The organism is Mycobacterium sp. NGS40 (assembly GCF_059812735.1).
This window is the reverse complement of the sequence record NZ_JCALDG010000028.1, coordinates 1-17,120: the sequence shown is the minus strand read 5'-3', so window position 1 is coordinate 17,120 and position 17,120 is coordinate 1. Positions and strand designations below refer to the sequence as shown.

The window sequence follows — 17,120 nt, the reverse complement described above, 5'->3', positions numbered from 1 at the left end:
GTGCCGCCTCGAGCGGCACCCGCCGATGGGGAAAGGCGCTTGGGGGGACTACGCGCCGAATCTCTCAGGCGCCCGTGACTGGGTAAGGACAGAGGGAGAGGGCCGATAGTCCCTCTGCCGACGTCAGGAGTACCCGTGCTCGACCAATCCAGTTTCGCCGACCGTCATATCGGACCGGATAGCCAGGCCATCGAGGCCATGCTCGACGTGATCGGGGTCGGCTCGCTCGACGAGCTGGCGGCCAAGGCCGTACCGGCCGGCATCCTCGACAAACTCTCCGACAGCGGCCTCGCACCGGGTCTGAGCGCACTGCCGCCTGCCGCCGGCGAGGCCGAGGCGCTGGCCGAATTACGGGCGCTGGCCGACACCAATACGGTCGCGGTGTCGATGATCGGGCAGGGCTATTACGACACGCTCACCCCGCCGGTGTTGCTGCGCAACATCATGGAGAATCCCGCCTGGTACACGGCCTACACGCCGTACCAGCCCGAGATCAGCCAGGGCCGGCTGGAAGCGTTGCTGAACTTCCAGACCATGGTCGCCGATCTGACCGGGCTCGAGATCGCCAACGCCTCGATGCTCGACGAAGGGACCGCGGCCGCCGAGGCCATGACCCTGATGCACCGGGCATCGCGTGCCAAGACCAGCCGGCTGGCCGTCGACGCCGACGTCTTCGCGCAGACCGCGGCCGTGCTGACCACTCGCGCTGAACCTTTGGGGATCGAGATCGTCTCCGCTGACCTGCGTGACGGCCTGCCGGCCGGTGACTTCTTCGGTGTCATCACCCAACTGCCCGGCGCCAGCGGCCGGATCACTGATTGGTCCGCGCTGGTCGCCGACGCGCACGAGCGGGGCGCGCTGGTCGCGATCGGCGCCGACCTGCTGGCGTGTACATTGATCACCCCGCCGGGCGAGATCGGTGCGGACGTCACGTTTGGTAGCACCCAGAGATTCGGTGTGCCAATGGGATTCGGCGGCCCGCACGCCGGGTATCTGGCGGTGCACACCGCACACGCGCGTCAGCTGCCGGGCCGACTGGTCGGCGTCTCGGTCGACAGCGACGGTTCACCGGCCTACCGCCTGGCGTTGCAGACCCGCGAACAACACATCCGCCGCGATAAGGCGACCAGCAACATCTGTACCGCGCAGGTGCTGCTGGCCGTGATGGCCGCGATGTACGCCAGCTACCACGGCGCCGACGGCCTGACCGCCATTGCCCGCCGAGTCCACGGCCGCGCCCAATCCGTCGCTGCCGCGCTCGGTGAGGCGCTGGTGCACGAGAGGTACTTCGACACGGTGCTGGCCCGCGTGCCGGGACGCGCGGACGAAGTGCTGGCCAAGGCCAAGGCCAGGGGCGTCAATCTCTGGCGCGTCGACGCCGACCATGTGTCGGTGTCCTGCGACGAGGCCACCACCGACGCCCACGTGGCGACGGTCCTGGACGCGTTCGGGGTGGCACCCGCCGAACCATCCGGGGCCGACATCGCCACCCGCACATCGGAATTCCTCACCCATCCCGCTTTCACGCAGTACCACACCGAGACGGCGATGATGCGCTACCTGCGCAGCCTGGCGGACAAGGACATCGCCTTGGACCGCAGCATGATTCCGCTCGGCTCGTGCACGATGAAGCTCAATGCCGCCGCCGAGATGGAGTCGATCACCTGGCCGGAATTTTCCCGGCTACACCCGTTCGCTCCGGCGGCCGACACCCCGGGCATCCGCCGGCTGATCAGCGACCTGGAGACCTGGCTGGTGCACATCACCGGCTACGACGCGGTCTCGCTGCAGCCGAACGCCGGGTCGCAGGGCGAGTACGCCGGCCTGTTGGCGATCCACGACTATCACGCCAGCCGCGGCGAACCGCACCGCGACGTATGCCTGATTCCGTCCAGCGCGCACGGCACCAACGCGGCGTCGGCCGCCCTGGCCGGCATGCGGGTGGTCGTGGTGGGTTGCCACGACAACGGTGACGTGAACCTCGACGATCTGCGCGCCAAGGTCGGCGAACATGCCGACCGGCTCGCAGCGCTGATGATCACCTACCCGTCCACGCACGGGGTGTACGAGCATGACATCGCCGAGATCTGCGCGGCGGTGCACGACGCCGGCGGCCAGGTGTACGTCGACGGGGCCAACCTCAACGCGCTGGTCGGCCTGGCCCGGCCGGGCAAGTTCGGCGGCGACGTGAGCCACCTGAACCTGCACAAGACGTTCTGCATCCCGCACGGTGGCGGTGGCCCCGGTGTGGGTCCGGTCGCCGCGCGTGCGCATCTGGCCCCGTTCCTGCCGGGCCATCCGCACGCACCCGAACTGCCCGCGGGGCACTCAGTGTCGTCAGCGCCGTACGGATCGGCCTCGATCCTGCCGATCAGCTGGGCCTACATCCGGATGATGGGCGCCGACGGACTGCGGGCGGCATCGCTGACCGCGATCGCCTCGGCCAACTACATCGCCCGCCGGCTCGACGAGTACTTCCCGGTGCTCTACACCGGCGAGAACGGCATGGTCGCCCACGAATGCATCCTGGATCTGCGCGGCATCACCAAGGCCACCGGCGTGACCGTCGACGACGTGGCAAAGCGGTTGGCGGACTATGGTTTTCACGCGCCGACCATGAGCTTCCCGGTCTCCGGCACGCTGATGGTGGAACCCACCGAGAGCGAGGACCTCAACGAGATCGACGCATTCTGCGACGCCATGATCGCCATCCGCGGTGAGATCGATCGCGTCGGCTCGGGGGAGTGGTCCGCCGACGACAATCCGCTGCGGGGCGCGCCGCACACCGCCGAGTGCCTGCTGGTCTCCGACTGGGATCACCCGTACACGCGCGAGGAGGCCGCCTACCCGCTGGGCAAGGGCTTCCGGCCGAAGGTCTGGCCGCCGGTGCGCCGCATCGACGGCGCCTACGGGGACCGCAACCTCATGTGCTCCTGCCCACCGATCGAGACGTACGAGTAAAGCACCCTACCTGCAAGCGGGCCTGAGCCGCGGCGCGACGTTTCCGGAGCTGATGGAGCTCGTGGACGGTTGCGTGCGCTTGTCGCGCGAACGGGCAGCGCTCAAGTACGAGTTGTCCAGCCCGTTCGGCCGGCCTCGGCAGCAACGCGGCGCCTAGTTGTGATGTCACCTAGTCCGCGGCTGTGTCGGTGGGTCGTCCTATACTCGAACGCATGTTCGATAGACTTGCCATCGATCCGTTGGCCGACCAATCGGCGCTGATCGAGCGCATCGCGGAGCTGGAAAGAATTAAATCCGCCGCCGCGGCGGCCCAGGCCCGGGCTGCGGCCGCCCTCGACGCGGCGCGCCGGGCAACCGAAGCGGCCCTCGGAATGCCCGCGGCGCAGCGTGGGCGCGGGGTGGCCAGCGAGATCGCACTCGCGCGACGGGACTCGCCGGCCCGGGGCAGCCGACATCTTGGCCTCGCCAAAGCCCTCGTGCACGAGATGCCTCATACTCTCGCGGCGCTCGAAGGCGGCGCGCTCTCGGAGTGGCGGGCCACCCTGATCGTGCGCGAGAGCGCGTGCCTGGACGTCGAAGACCGTCGCACCCTGGATGCCGAACTGTGCGCGGACGTGGCCGGCCTGGACGGAATGGGCGATGCGCGAGTGGCCGCCGCCGCCAAGGCGATCGCCTATCGACTGGACCCCCACGCCGTGGTCGAACGAGCCGCCAGGGCCGAGAACGAACGCACCGTCACCATCCGGCCGGCCCCCGACACGATGACCTATCTGACCGCGTTATTGCCGGTGGCCCAAGGGGTTTCGGTGTATGCGGCGCTGCGCCGCGAAGCTGACATGCGCGTGGACGGACGCTCGCGGGGACAAGTGATGGCCGACACCCTCGTCGGACGGGTCACCGGGCGTGACGCGGCGGTTCCGATGCCGATAGCGGTCAACCTCGTCCTCTCGGACGAAACGCTGCTCGGCGATGGCACCACACCGGCCGACGTCGGCGGCTACGGCCCCATTCCGGCCGCGGTCGCCCGCGCACTGGTCTCTGACGCCGTCGCCGACGGGCGGTCCCGGGCGACGCTGCGGAGGCTCTACGCTCATCCTCGCTCCGGCGCGCTGGTCGCGATGGAGTCGCGGGCGCGGCTCTTCCCGCGCGGTCTGGCCAGCTTCATCGAGTTGCGCGATCAACGTTGTCGCACGCCCTATTGCGATGCGCCGATCCGGCATCGCGACCATGCGCAACCATGGGCCGCGAGCGGAGCGACCACCGCGGCCAACGGTCTCGGCTCGTGCGAGCGGTGCAACTACGCCAAGGAAGCCGGCGGCTGGCGGGTCACCACCGGTATCGACGAGACCCACACCCACACGGCCGAATTCACCACACCAACGGGACAGACCTACCGGTCAGCGGCCCCACCGCGGGCACCCACGATCACCCTCAGCGCCATCGAAGTGCGCGTCGGTATCGCACTGGCTAGGCATGCCGCCTAGGTTCAACACAGTTCAGCCGAAGCATTTGATGATTGCCGAGGCGATCTCGTCGGGCGCATCCTCCTGGATGAAGTGCTTGGCTGTGGGCAGCTCCACCAGCATGTGATCGGGGAACGTCGCCCGCATCCTCGGAATGGTCGGACCAGGCCGGAACGCGAAGTCTTTCATGCCCCACAGCAGCAGGGTCGGCTTGGCGCCGAGCTTGGCCGGGACCTCGCGGCTCAACCGTTCCAGCAGCGGGTGGGCGGCCAACAATTCTTTGGGCATCTCGGCCACCCCCAAGCGTGCGGCCGGGCTGGGCTGCACGCCGCGGTAGTGGTCCATCACCGCGGTTGCGGGCCGTTGCGCCGTGCCCGCGGGGATCAACCGCTCGACGAAGAAGTTGCGCTGCAGGATCGCTTTTTGCAGTGGGGGGCTGGACATCACACGCGAGAAGATCTTGGTCGTCAGCACGTCGACCGGCCAGAACCAGGTGTTGCCCAGCACGACACCGCGCACCCGCTCGGCGCGCTGGACCGCGACCGCCATGCTGATCGGTCCGCCCCAGTCCTGACCCATCGTCAGATAGCCGTCCAGTCCCAGATGGTCCACGAACTCGCCGATCACCTGGGCATGCTGATCGACCTTATACCCGAATCCGGCCGGGCGATCCGACAGCCCGAACCCCAGATAGTCCGGTGCGATGCAACGGAATTGGCCACGAAGAGCCGTGATGATGTCACGGTAAAGGAAACTCCACGTCGGGTTACCGTGACACAGCAGCAGCGGCGGGCCGGTTCCTTCGTCGACGTAGTGAATGCGGCCCCGCGAGCTGTCGAACCAGCGCGACTCGAAAGGATACAGCCGTGGATCCGGGGTGAAATCCGGTTTGAACTCCTGCTCCATGACCCTCCCTGCTCCATCGATGTTCACGATGGTAGGCCCGCGATAGGGCGTCAGCTCAGGAATGTGCCGATCGCGTTGGTCAGGTCGGGGGAGGCCGACGTCGCCATGTTCTGATAGCTGCCACCGCTGAGCTGGGCGACCGCTTCCCAAGTGGCGCGGTCCGGGTCCGCACCGAAGTCGATGACGTTGACGGCGATCGGCTTGGCCGGGTCAGCGCTGGTGCGGATGAAATTCTGCAGTCCCGGCCCGTCGAGGGACTGGTCGGTATGCGGCCCCGCCGTGATCAGCAGAATCGAATTCGATTGTCCAGCTCGGTAGTTGGTCTGCATATCCTGGTAGAGCATGCGCAGCGTGGTGAATGACACCGCCCCGCCGGCCGAGGAATATTGCTTGTCCAGCGCCGCCGCCAACGCCGCCGGGCGGGGCTGGCCGTTGACCGGGTCGGACAGCGGTCCCGTCGCGACCTCCGAGCGGCCCTCGTGGCCGTCGAACGTCCACAGTCCCAGTATCGCCGTCGGTGGTAGCGCTTTGATCCGGTCCTGCAGCGCCGCGATCACGTTGGCCAGCCGGGTTTTTCCGCCTTCGTCGCCGGGCATCGACTGGTCCAGCATGATCGTCGCCGCCAGCCCGCTCGTCGGTGCGGCCATCGCATCGGCCAGCGTGGCGCGCATGGTGTCGTCGCCCACCGACAGGGTGGCAGGCAGTGCGGCGAAACTGGTCACCGGACTGCTCGGCGGTTTCACGCCGTTCACGCGGAAGCCGGCCTTGGCCAGCTTCGCGAGTTGAACGGGCTTGCGCATGAAGTGGGCGAACTCGCTGGCCGCCGAGGTCTGTTCCTTCGACAGCCACGAGCCGCTGAGCAGCACCGTGGGATAGTCGGCGACCGGCGCCGGCCCCTGCGGCAGCCAGGAAGCCAATGTGTTCTTGGCGTCCGACAGCGATTCGCCGCGCTGGAACAGCTGCTGCTCGGTGGTGATGACGGCATGCACCGGAGCGGTAGCCGGGTCACCCTGCTTCAGCAGTGCGTTCATCGCCTCGGTGAGCGAGTTGTCGGCCAATTTGGGTTGGGCGCTCGTCAACGAGCGCACGGCGGCCGTGCCCTGCGTGGGCGGTGCGCCGGGAGGTGCCGACGCCGCAGCCACTGCTTCACCCGCCAGATAGGACGCGTCGCTGTTGCCACTCGTCGGCAACGCCAGTCGCAACGATCCCCACGCCGGTAACTTCAGTCCCGCCAACGCGTTTGGATTTGTCTGCAGGCCGGGCAGGGCGGCCCAGTTCTGGTTGGACAGCGCCTGCTGCAGTTCGGGCCGAACGGCTAGCAGCACCGGAGACGTCACCAGCGAGCGGCTGTCGCTGATCGTCTTCTGGCCAGCGGCCGCGGCTAGCCGGGCGGCCGACACCGAACTGCCCGGGATCCACAGTGCCGGTTGGGAACCCAAATCCGCCGGCCACTTGCCGATGAAGCCGGCGATGACGGCGTCGGAGCCGGCCGGTTTGACCTCCACCACCATGCAGTGGTCACCGACCGGGCCGGCCGAGGAGTTGTAGCTTTCCGCGAACGGCCGCACCTGGTCGACGATCGATGGATCGACAACGACGGCAACGTTTTCCTTGCCTCCCACGCACCGTGCGGCCGCGTTGTGCGAGCGATGCGACAACGCGTCGCCGAAGAAACTCCACAGGATGACGGTGCCGACCACCACGATCACCGCGACCAGGGCCACGATCACGCCGATGCTGACTCCCCGTCGCCCGCCGGCGCTGCGGTGCCCGCCACGCCAATCGCCCAGGACGCGGCCCTGCTTCGGTTCCTCCGGCCCGGCACTGGCTGGCCGAGAAGGGAACTCAGGATATTCGTCGTCGATGCGATCGGCGGCGTAGTGATCTTTGTCGGCGGGGAAATCCTCGTCGGCTTGGTCGTCGTCTTGGTAGTTCTCGTCGTCCGCGAAGTGCGCTTCGCCGTGCTCGTCCCGGTCGGCGTCGTCGTCCGGGTAGTCGTAGTCGTCCTCGTCCTCGCCGGAGTTCCGTGGGCCCGGCTTGTCCCGTTCCTCTTGGTAGCGAGACACCAGGTCACGGGCGGTGAACTTGGTCGTGGACTCGTCGGAAGGCTCGTCGGCCGACTTCCCGGGCATGCTGTGCCTACCCATTGCGGCGACCGCTGCCTCTCCGTCGAATCGTCATCTGTCCCGGTGAGCCCGAATCAGGCACCGGCGCGGGCTTTGAGCTCACGCCGTCGCCGATGCAGGATCGGCTCGGTGTAGCCGCTGGGCTGTTGCGCACCGGACAGGATCAGTTCCTGGGCGGCCAAGAACGCGATGCTGTCGTCGAAGTTGGGCGCCATCGGGTGGTAGGCGGCGTCGCCGGCGTTCTGCTGGTCGACCAGCGGGGCCATCCGCTCCAGGCTGGCGCGGACGTCTTCGCTGGTAATGATGCCGTGGCGCAGCCAGTTCGCCAGCAGCTGGCTGGAGATCCGCAGCGTGGCGCGGTCCTCCATCAGGGCCACGTCGTGGATGTCGGGCACCTTCGAGCAGCCGACGCCCTCGTCGACCCAGCGCACCACGTAGCCCAGGATCGACTGGCAGTTGTTGTCGACTTCCTCGCGGATCTCCTCGGGTGCCCAGGCCAGTTCCTTGGCCAGCGGGATGGTCAGCAACTCGTCGATCGTCGTGCGCTTCTTGCCCTCGAGCTCCTTCTGCACGGCGAACACGTCCACCTGGTGGTAGTGCATCGCGTGCAGAGTGGCCGCCGTCGGCGAAGGCACCCACGCGGTGGTGGCGCCCGCCTTCGGCTGGGCGATCTTCTGCTCGACCATGTCGGCCATCAGCTCGGTCATCGCCCACATGCCCTTGCCGATCTGGGCCTTGCCGGAGAATCCGGCGGCCAGCCCGATGTCGACGTTGGCGTCCTCGTAGGCCTTGATCCAGGTGGTGTTCTTCATCGCACCCTTGCGGATCATCGGACCGGCCTCCATCGAGGTGTGGATCTCGTCGCCGGTGCGGTCCAGGAAGCCGGTGTTGATGAACACCACCCGGTCGGCGGCCGCTTTGATGCAGGCCTTGAGGTTGACGGTGGTGCGGCGTTCCTCGTCCATGATGCCGACCTTCATCGTGCCCTGCGGCAGGCCCAGCACGTCCTCGACCCGGCTGAATAGCTCGCAGGTGAACGCCACCTCGGCGGGGCCGTGCATCTTCGGCTTGACGATGTAGATCGAACCGGTGCGGCTGTTGGTCAACGGGCCGTTGGTGTCGCCGGTCTTGAGGCCATGGATCGCGGTCAGACCGGTGAACAGCGCATCCATGATGCCCTCGAACACCTCGTTACCCTCGGCGTCGATAATCGCGTCGTTGGTCATCAAGTGCCCGACGTTGCGGACGAACAGCAGGCTGCGCCCGGGCAGGGTCAGCTCGCCGCCGTCCGGGGTGGCGTAGGTGCGGTCGGCGTTGAGCACGCGGGTGAAGCTCTTGCCGTCCTTGCTGACCTCTTCGGACAGGTCGCCCTTGTTCAGGCCGAGCCAATTGCGGTAGCCCAGCACCTTGTCGTCGGCGTCGACGGCGGCCACCGAGTCCTCGAAGTCCATGATCGTGGTGATGGCCGATTCCAGGACCACGTCCTTGATGCCGGCCGCGTCGGTCTGACCGATCGGAGACTCGGGGTCGATCAGGATTTCGATGTGCAGCCCGTGATTGACCAGCAGCACCGACCAATTGGGGGAGCCGAGCTCGCCGCTGTACCCGACGAATTTCTCCGGGTCGGCCAGCTCGGTGGCCTGCGCACCGAGCGCGATCTTCAGCTGGCCGTCTTCGATGCTCAGGCCGGTGGCGTCCACCCACGAGCCCGACGCCAGCGGCGCCGCCTGGTCGAGGAAATTGCGGGCGTAGGCGATCACCTTGTCGCCGCGAATCCTGTTGTAGCTGCTGCCTTTTTCGGCGCCGTCGCTCTCCGGGATGACGTCGGTGCCGTACAGGGCGTCATACAGGGAGCCCCAGCGCGCGTTGGCCGCGTTCAGCGCGAAACGCGCGTTGAGCACCGGCACCACCAGCTGCGGGCCGGCGGTCGTGGTGATTTCGTCGTCCACCCCGGACGTGGTGATCGTGAAGTCGTCGGGTTCGGGCTGCAGGTATCCGATGTCGGTGAGGAACTGGCGGTAGGCCTCGGCGTCGAGCGGTTCGATGACGCGCTGCCGGTGCCACTTGTCGATCTGCGCCTGGAGTTCGTCGCGGGTATTCAGCAAACTCTGGTTCTGCGGGGTGAGATCGGTGACCACCTTGTCGACGCCGGCCCAGAAGCTGTCGGGGTCGATGTCGGTGCCGGGCAGCGCCTCGTTGTTCACGAAGTCGTAGAGCACTCGGGCGACGCGCAAATTCCCCGCCGACACGCGGTCAGTCATTTTTCTCCTCCATAGTTGCCTCATTGGTCCCACTCGACTCCCGACTGGCCCCAACTAGCTAGGTCACGGTGCGGTTGACGGGCTTCGCCGTAGGCTTCCCGACGGGCCCTGGGGAGCGCCTTCTGGCAACGCGTGTTCCCGCCGCACCCCGCCCTCGCCCCTTCTTGGACTGGCGCCGTTCAATCATACGGGCTGGACGGGACCCCCTTTGGTGGGCGGCGGCTTCAGTGCGCCTCGCGCATGCTGCCGACCAGGTCCTCCATCAGGTCCTCCATCGCCACCATGGCCACGACGCCGCGGCCGTCGGTCACCAGCGCCAGATGGCTGTTGGTGCGACGCATCCGCGACAGGGCATCGGCCAGCGGCAACGTGATGCTCACCCGCGGTAGCGGGCGCACCAGCGAGAGGTCGATGACCGTCTGCGGGTCATCGCCCAGTGGCAACATGTCTTTGATGTGCAGGTACCCGATGAATCTGCCGTCGGCGGCCGCAACCGGGAAGCGGGAGTAGCCGGTCTCCGCCAGGGCACTTTCGACGTCGCCGACCGTCGGCCCGGACCCCGGCGCCGCGACCGGCACCGCCCGGACCTCCTCGAGCGGGACGGCCACGTCGCCCACCACGCGACTGCCGATCTGCAGTGCCCGGGTCAGCCGGGTGTGCTCCTCGGGGTCCAGCAGGCCTTCGGACACCGATTCGGCGATCATCGCGCTCAGCTCGTCCGGGGACACCGTGATGTCGAGCTCATCCTTGGGTTCCACGCGCAGCAGATGCAGGACCGCGTTGGCGCATTTGTTGTAGAAGACGATGAACGGCCGGGCGACGCGTACGTAAGCGAGATACGGCGGCACCAGCAGCATCGCGGTGCGCTCCGGGCCGGCCAGTGCGATGTTCTTCGGCACCATCTCGCCCAACAGCACGTGCAGTGTCACCACCAGCGCGAGCGCGATCACGAACGACAACGTGTGTCGCAACGCCAGGGGAATCCCGGTCAACCCGAAAGCCGAATGCAGCAGGTTGGCGACCGCTGACTCACCGATGCGGCCAAGCAGCAGCGAGGCCACCGTGACGCCCAGCTGCGATCCCGCCAGCATCGAGGCCAGTTGCTCACTGGCGCGGATCACCGTTACCGCCCGCTTCTTGCCCTGTTCGGCCAGCGCTTCCAGCCGGTCGCGCCGGGCCGAGATCAGCGAGAACTCCGCGCCGACGAAGAACGCGTTGGTGGCGATCAGCAGGAGCGCCACCAGCACTCCGAGCGTGTCGTTCATCGCCGGCCCTGCTCGGCGTGTGTTTCGCTGCGGCTGCTCAGCTCGGTCAGCACGACCTGGTCAATCCGCCGGCCATCCATCCGGATCACGGTCGCCTGCCAGCGGATTTCGCTGTCCAACAAGCCATCCCCGTCGAGCGCGGTCAGCTCGACGGTCTCGCCGACCACCGGGATGTGGCCGAGTTGGCGCAGCACCAGGCCGCCGATCGTTTCGTACGGACCATCCGGAGCCCGGTACCCGGTGGCGGCGGCCACCTCGTCGGTGCGCAGCAAACCCGAAACCTGCCAGCCGTTGCCGGCGGCCACGACATCCGGTGTGGCGTCGTCGTGTTCGTCGCGCACGTCGCCGACGATCTCTTCGATCAGGTCCTCGACCGTCACGATCCCCGCGGTGCCGCCGTATTCGTCGACGACCATCGCGGTCTGCAGCGGGTTGGCCCGGATCTCGGCCATCACCGCGTCACCGTCCAGGGTCGACGGCACCACCGGCACTGTCTGCACGAGCGTGGTCAGCAGCGTCGAGGCGCGCTCGGCGGGCGGGACATTGAACACTTGCTTGACGTGCACGATGCCCACGGTTTCGTCGAGATCGCCGTCGACGATGGGGAAGCGGGAGAACCCGGATTCGGCCGCGGTGGCAATCAGGTCCCGGACGGTGTCGTCGGTCTGTAGCGCCACGATCTTCGACCGCGGCGTCATCAGCTCCTCGGCAGTCCGGGCGCCGAACTGCAGCGACCGCCGGACCAGCGCGGCGGTGGCGGGATCCAGGGCCCCGGCGCGAGCCGAGCTACGCACCAGCGAGAGCAATTCCTGCGGTGAGCGCGCCGACCGCAGTTCTTCGGCCGGCTCGATACCCATCTTGCGGACGATCCAGTTCGCCGCGCCGTTGGTAAGCCGGATCACCGGAGTGAACAGCAGCGAGAACATCAGCTGGAAACCGGCGACGGCGCGCCCGGTCGACAGCGGCCGAGCCACTGCCAGATACTTCGGGACCAGCTCGCCGAAGACCATCGACACCGAGGTCACGATCACCATCACCATGAATGCGGTGATGCCGTCGGCCAGCTGATCCGAAACGCCGAGGGCGTCCAACCACGGGTGCGGCAGGTCGGCGACCATCGGATCGGTCAAATAACCGGTCACCAGCGTGGTGATCGAAATGCCGAGCTGGGCACCCGAGAGCTGGAAAGACAGCCGGTCCTGGGCGCGCTGAATGTAGCGGTCGCGCCGACCGCCCTTGCGGGCGTTGGCGTCGACCGTGGCGCGGTCCAGCGCGGTCAGCGAGAATTCGGCCGCCACGAAGACCGCGTTGCCGAAGATGAGCAGCGCGATGGCGAGCACGCTGATGACGATGGTGAGGTTCATGTCTGAGCTATCGCACCTGGGTCAGCATGGGGGTTCGACGGGTGCCTGCGGCACGTCATCCCTTTCGCTTGATGCCTCGCAGCACGCTGCTACGGGCGTGCAGATCTAGAAATTCACATGGTAGCGAAGACAGCTGGCCCGATTACCACCCCAGCGGCAGCGGGTGGCCCTCGGCGAAGCCCGCGGCCGACTGAACCCCGACGACGGCTTGCTCATGCAGCTCCGCCAGGTTCGTGGCACCGACATAGGTGCAGGTGCTGCGCAGGCCCGAGGTGATGTGGTCGATCAGGTCCTCGACGCCGCCACGGTCGGGGTCCAGGCTCATCCTCGACCGCGAAATGCCTTCCTCGAACAACGCTTTGCGGGCACGGTCGAACGCGCTGTCCGCGGCGTTGCGCGCCACCACCGCGCGCTTGGACGCCATGCCGTAGCTCTCCTTGTACGGCTGGTTGTCACGGTCGCGCATCAGGTCGCCGGGCGACTCGTAGGTGCCGGCGAACCACGACCCGATCATGACGTTCGACGCTCCCGCGACCAGCGCCAGCGCGACGTCACGCGGATGCCGTATCCCGCCGTCGGCCCACACATGTCCGCCGAGTTCCCTTGCAGCAGTGGCACATTCGAGGACGGCAGAGAACTGCGGGCGCCCGACACCGGTCATCATCCGGGTGGTGCACATCGCGCCGGGCCCGACGCCGACCTTGACGATGCCGGCTCCGGCGCTCAGCAGGTCACGAGTGCCCTCCGCGGACACGACGTTGCCGGCCGCCAGCGGCAGGCCCAGGTCCAGCGACGCCACGCAGCTGATCGCGTCAAGCATCCGGTGCTGGTGCCCGTGCGCGGTGTCGATGACGAGCATGTCGACGCCGGCTTCGGCCAGCGAACGGGCTTTGGCTCCCACGTCACCGCTGATGCCGACCGCCGCGCCGACGCGCAGCCGGCCCACGGCGTCGGTACTGGGGGTATAGAGACCGGCACGCACCGCCCCCGTACGAGTCAGGATCCCCGCGAGTTTGCCGTCCGCGGCGGTGATGACGGCGACCTCGATCGGCGCGTGATCCAGCAGGTCGAAAATCTTGCGCGGCTCGGTGCCCAGCGGGGCGCTGACGAAGTCGGACACCGCAACGTCGCGCACCCGGGCGAAACGATCCACGCCGAAGCAGGACGCCTCGGTGACCAGGCCGATGGGGCGGCCCTCGAAGAGCACCACCGCGGCGCCGTGCGCCCGCTTGTGGATCAGCGCGAGCGCATCGGACACCGAATCGTCGGGGGACAGCACGACCGGGGTGTCGAGCACCAGGTCCCGGCTCTTCACGAACTCCACGGTCCGCTGAACCGCCGTGATCGGAAGATCCTGCGGCAGGATCACGATGCCCCCGCGCCGCGCGACCGTTTCGGCCATCCGCCGCCCGGCCACCGCCGTCATGTTCGCGACGACCACCGGGATCGTGGTGCCGGAGCCGTCACTGCTGGACAGGTCGACATCGAACCGCGACGCGATATCGGATCGGTTCGGCACGATGAACACGTCGTTATAGGTCAGGTCGTAGCCGGGCCGGTCGCCGTTCAGATACTTCATCGCACTCGCCCCCTGGTATGTCTCCGCTACGCCGGCACTTCGGTGCGGTCGCCGCTCCACAGCGTGTGGAAGCGCTTGTCCGGGTCGTCGTCGATGCGCCCGTAGGTGTGGGCGCCGAAGAAGTCACGCAGGCCCTGGGTCAGGGCGGCGGGCAGCCGCTCGGTGCGCAGGGCGTCGTAATACGACAGCGCCGAGGCGAACCCGGGGATCGGAATGCCCAGCTGCGTGGCGGTCACCACGACGCGGCGCCAGCTGTCGATTGAAGCCTCGATGGCTTCGCGGAAGTAGGGCGCGACGATCAGCGACGGCAGGTCGGCGTTCTCGTCGAAGGCTTCTTTGATGCGGTTGAGAAATTTGGCCCGGATGATGCAGCCGCCTCGCCAGATGGTGGCCATGTCGCCGGGGGTGATGTTCCAGTCGTACTCGATGCTGCCGGCCTGGATCTGGTTGAAGCCCTGGGCGTAGGCGATGATCTTCGAGGCGTACAGCGCGCGACGTACGTCTTCTGTGAATTGCGTTGCGTCTTCACCTTCCGGGCTGATTCGCCGTCCCAGATCCCCGGAGGCCAGTCCGGTGGTGGCCTTGCGCTGGGCCACCGAACCCGACAGTGCCCTGGCGAAGACCGCCTCGGCGATACCGGTGACCGGCACGCCGAGGTCAAGCGCGGACTTCACCGTCCAGCGACCGGTGCCCTTCTGTTCGGCCTCGTCCAGGATCAGATCCACCAGCGGCTTGCCGGTCTTGGCATCGGTCTGTTTGAGCACCTCGGCGGTGATCTCGATGAGATAGCTGTCCAGGTCGCCGGAGTTCCACTCGGCGAAGACGTCGGCGATCTCGGGTGCGGACTTGCCCAGTCCGTCGCGCAGCAGCTGGTAGGCCTCGCCGATCAACTGCATGTCGGAGTACTCGATGCCGTTGTGCACCATCTTCACGAAGTGCCCGGCGCCGTCGGGTCCGATGTGAGTGCAGCACGGCACGCCGTCCACGTGCGCGGAGATCTCCTCGAGCAGCGGGCCCAGCGACTTGTATGACTCGGCCGGCCCGCCGGGCATGATCGACGGCCCGTTGAGCGCGCCTTCTTCACCGCCGGAGATGCCGGCGCCGACGAAGTGCAGCCCGCGTTCGCGGATCGCCTTCTCCCGGCGGATGGTGTCGGTGTAGAGGGCGTTGCCGCCGTCGATGATGATGTCGCCTTCTTCCATGGCGTCGGCGAGCTCGTTGATCACCGCGTCGGTCGGGTCGCCGGCCTTGACCATGATGATCACCCGACGCGGCTTCTCGAGCGCGTCCAGGAACTCTTCGATCGTCTCCGAGCGCACGAACTTGCCCTCGTCGCCGTGCTCGGCGAGCAGTGCGTCGGTCTTGGCGATCGATCGGTTGTGCAGCGCCACGGTGTAGCCGTGGTGGGCGAAGTTGCGGGCGAGATTCGAGCCCATGACCGCCAGCCCGGTGACGCCGATCTGCGCGGTACCAGTCTTCGAATCCTTGGAGTCCAAGGCACTCATGTCTTCGCCTCTCAGGTTGGAGAACTTTTTGCTACACGGTTTCCGTCACACTGTGGCACAGCGGAGTTGCGGTCCGCCAAAGGGATTCGCTGTGGGCTGCGCTAGAGGTTGAACAGTCGCTTGAGCTCGGTGAGCCAGGGCACCGCGAGTGCGATGGTGGGCACCACCAGAACGGCCGCCGCGGCCAGGTACGCGGCCGCCGAAAGCACCACGCTGTTGCCCCGCCCGGACAACCGGCGGACCCGCACCACGGTGCTGGGACCACCAGCGGCCAGCGCCCCCGACGGCGCCCGCCCGGCTGCGCAGGCCACCAGTGCGCGGGCCAGGGGAGTGCGCCCGGCCGCACGCACCGCGGCGTCGTCGGCGAGCAGCTCGACCAGCAGCTGCACCGCGCCCAGCGCATTGGAACTGCGGACCAGCCGCGGGAACGCGGCATGCACCGCGGTGAACGCTTCGAGCACCAGGTCGTGCCGGGCACGCAGATGCGCCCGCTCATGGGTCAAAATGGCCGAGACTTCGTCGTTGTTGAGCTTGGTGAGTGTTCCTTCGCTGACGACGACCCGGCTGCGGACGCCCGGTAAGCAGTAGGCCAGCGGTTCGTCCACCTCCAGCACGCGCAGGTCGCGGGTGCGGGCACAGGGTTGGGAAAGGGCCGCGTCGTGCCCGACCCCCACCAGGTCGACCAGCATTCGGTGGTGCGCCCGCCGGCGCCGGTTGGCGATGGCGACCCGTAGGACGGCCACCACCAGACGCACACCGACCAGCACGGTCAGCGCGAAGGCCGCGATGTAGGCCGTCCACAGGGGCCAACCGAGCCGCCCCGCGGCGCCGACGACGCTGGCCGTGGGACGGCCGTCGGGGCCCGGCATCAGAATGCGGGTGGCAATCGCGATACCGGCGCTGAACGTGGAGAGCACGGCGGCCACGGCGATGGCCTGCCACAGCACCATCGCCGCACGCGGGGCGCGCAGTGGCCAGGACGCGCGCGCTAACAGGGCTGGCGTTGGGCCAATCAGCAGCACCGCGAGGAAGGTGAAGGCCATCGCGGACACATCACTAGTGTCCCTCAGGCCGCCGGTCTAGCGCCAGCTCATGGCGTATTGCGTTGATTTGCTTCCAGTTCGGCAAGGGCACGGCGCAGCGCTTCGGCCTCATCAGCGCCGACGCGCTCGACAAAATGCACGAGCGCGGCCTGCCTGCCGCCCGGGTCTTCGGCCTGCGACAGGGCATCCACCATCAGCCCGGCGACCAGTTCGTCACGGCCGTGCACGGGTGCGTAGCGATGCGCCCGGTCATCACGGATCTGGGAGACCAGGTTCTTCTTGGCCAGCCGCTGCAGCACGGTCATCACCGTGGTGTAGGCGAGGTCGCGGCGCGCGGACAGGGCTTCATGCACCTGACGGACCGTCTGCGGTTCGGGCGTGGACCACAGGTGGTCCATCACTGCGCGTTCCAGGTCCCCTAGCCGTGTCAGCTTGGCCATAGTTCGTTCATCTCCATCAGCGTTGAAACAAGCGTACTCCGGCTTACTACCGGCGGTCGTAAAGACGGCCGGGCTATTCGTTATGCGACCACGGCTACACGTGTACCCGGCCGGCACGGTTTACAGCCTACCTCTTGCAAAGTTAGGGCAGCCTTGCCTATACTCAAGGAGGTCGAGCGCAACAGACCGCCGGAGTGTCCTGAGGGC

At 67.5% G+C, this 17,120-nt stretch carries 11 protein-coding genes; 2 read left to right on the top strand and 9 right to left on the bottom strand.

Features of this window, described 5'->3' with window-relative positions; genetic code table 11:
- The first annotated feature begins 135 nt into the window (after positions 1 to 135).
- A complete protein-coding gene (gene gcvP / locus AC5Y5O_RS27555) occupies positions 136 to 2,961 on the top strand; it encodes an aminomethyl-transferring glycine dehydrogenase (protein ID WP_500028246.1) in 2,826 nt (941 codons plus the stop codon).
- 212 nt (positions 2,962 to 3,173) lie between these two features.
- On the top strand, positions 3,174 to 4,445 hold the full coding sequence (locus AC5Y5O_RS27550; protein ID WP_096287766.1) for an HNH endonuclease: 1,272 nt from the start codon (positions 3,174 to 3,176) through the stop codon (positions 4,443 to 4,445).
- Between the two features lie 12 nt (positions 4,446 to 4,457).
- Here AC5Y5O_RS27550 and AC5Y5O_RS27545 read toward each other — a convergent pair whose 3' ends face one another.
- The 9 genes from AC5Y5O_RS27545 to AC5Y5O_RS27505 all read right to left on the bottom strand — a co-directional run bounded on the left by AC5Y5O_RS27545 (position 4,458) and on the right by AC5Y5O_RS27505 (position 16,913).
- Positions 4,458 to 5,330, bottom strand: coding sequence for a haloalkane dehalogenase (locus tag AC5Y5O_RS27545; RefSeq protein ID WP_096287768.1), 873 nt, complete (start codon positions 5,328 to 5,330; stop codon positions 4,458 to 4,460).
- Positions 5,331 to 5,380: 50 nt separating this feature from the next.
- A complete protein-coding gene (locus tag AC5Y5O_RS27540; RefSeq protein ID WP_500028243.1) occupies positions 5,381 to 7,477 on the bottom strand; it encodes a substrate-binding domain-containing protein in 2,097 nt (698 codons plus the stop codon).
- Between the two features lie 53 nt (positions 7,478 to 7,530).
- Complete coding sequence (locus AC5Y5O_RS27535; protein ID WP_096287772.1) at positions 7,531 to 9,717, bottom strand: malate synthase G; 2,187 nt, start codon at positions 9,715 to 9,717, stop codon at positions 7,531 to 7,533.
- A gap of 224 nt (positions 9,718 to 9,941) precedes the next feature.
- Positions 9,942 to 10,982, bottom strand: a complete 1,041-nt coding sequence (locus AC5Y5O_RS27530) for a hemolysin family protein (RefSeq protein WP_096287774.1) — start codon at positions 10,980 to 10,982, stop codon at positions 9,942 to 9,944.
- The gene (locus tag AC5Y5O_RS27525) at positions 10,979 to 12,346 is read right to left on the bottom strand and encodes a hemolysin family protein (protein ID WP_096287776.1); all 1,368 of its coding nucleotides are present in this window, start codon (positions 12,344 to 12,346) and stop codon (positions 10,979 to 10,981) included. Before AC5Y5O_RS27525 ends, AC5Y5O_RS27530 begins: the two co-directional genes overlap by 4 nt.
- Positions 12,347 to 12,488: 142 nt before the next feature.
- Positions 12,489 to 13,925 carry a GuaB1 family IMP dehydrogenase-related protein gene (locus AC5Y5O_RS27520; RefSeq protein WP_500028241.1) on the bottom strand — a complete coding sequence of 479 codons (1,437 nt, stop codon included), beginning with the start codon at positions 13,923 to 13,925 and terminating at the stop codon, positions 12,489 to 12,491.
- A gap of 26 nt (positions 13,926 to 13,951) precedes the next feature.
- Positions 13,952 to 15,430, bottom strand: a complete 1,479-nt coding sequence (gene gnd, locus AC5Y5O_RS27515; RefSeq protein ID WP_423790898.1) for an NADP-dependent phosphogluconate dehydrogenase — start codon at positions 15,428 to 15,430, stop codon at positions 13,952 to 13,954.
- A gap of 101 nt (positions 15,431 to 15,531) precedes the next feature.
- Positions 15,532 to 16,482 (bottom strand): M56 family metallopeptidase, encoded by a 951-nt coding sequence (locus tag AC5Y5O_RS27510; protein ID WP_096287778.1) that lies wholly within the window; start codon positions 16,480 to 16,482, stop codon positions 15,532 to 15,534.
- Between the two features lie 38 nt (positions 16,483 to 16,520).
- On the bottom strand, positions 16,521 to 16,913 hold the full coding sequence (locus AC5Y5O_RS27505) for a BlaI/MecI/CopY family transcriptional regulator (protein ID WP_096287780.1): 393 nt from the start codon (positions 16,911 to 16,913) through the stop codon (positions 16,521 to 16,523).
- Between the last annotated feature and the right edge of the window lie 207 nt (positions 16,914 to 17,120).

Coding starts and splice junctions, on each gene's coding strand:
- AC5Y5O_RS27550 (WP_096287766.1), top strand. CDS start 3,174: ATGTTCGATAGACTTGCCATCGATCCGTTGGCCGACCAATCGGCGCTG.
- AC5Y5O_RS27545 (WP_096287768.1), bottom strand. CDS start 5,330: ATGGAGCAGGAGTTCAAACCGGATTTCACCCCGGATCCACGGCTGTAT.
- AC5Y5O_RS27540 (WP_500028243.1), bottom strand. CDS start 7,477: ATGGGTAGGCACAGCATGCCCGGGAAGTCGGCCGACGAGCCTTCCGAC.
- AC5Y5O_RS27535 (WP_096287772.1), bottom strand. CDS start 9,717: ATGACTGACCGCGTGTCGGCGGGGAATTTGCGCGTCGCCCGAGTGCTC.
- AC5Y5O_RS27530 (WP_096287774.1), bottom strand. CDS start 10,982: ATGAACGACACGCTCGGAGTGCTGGTGGCGCTCCTGCTGATCGCCACC.
- AC5Y5O_RS27525 (WP_096287776.1), bottom strand. CDS start 12,346: ATGAACCTCACCATCGTCATCAGCGTGCTCGCCATCGCGCTGCTCATC.
- AC5Y5O_RS27520 (WP_500028241.1), bottom strand. CDS start 13,925: ATGAAGTATCTGAACGGCGACCGGCCCGGCTACGACCTGACCTATAAC.
- gnd (WP_423790898.1), bottom strand. CDS start 15,430: ATGAGTGCCTTGGACTCCAAGGATTCGAAGACTGGTACCGCGCAGATC.
- AC5Y5O_RS27505 (WP_096287780.1), bottom strand. CDS start 16,913: ATGGCCAAGCTGACACGGCTAGGGGACCTGGAACGCGCAGTGATGGAC.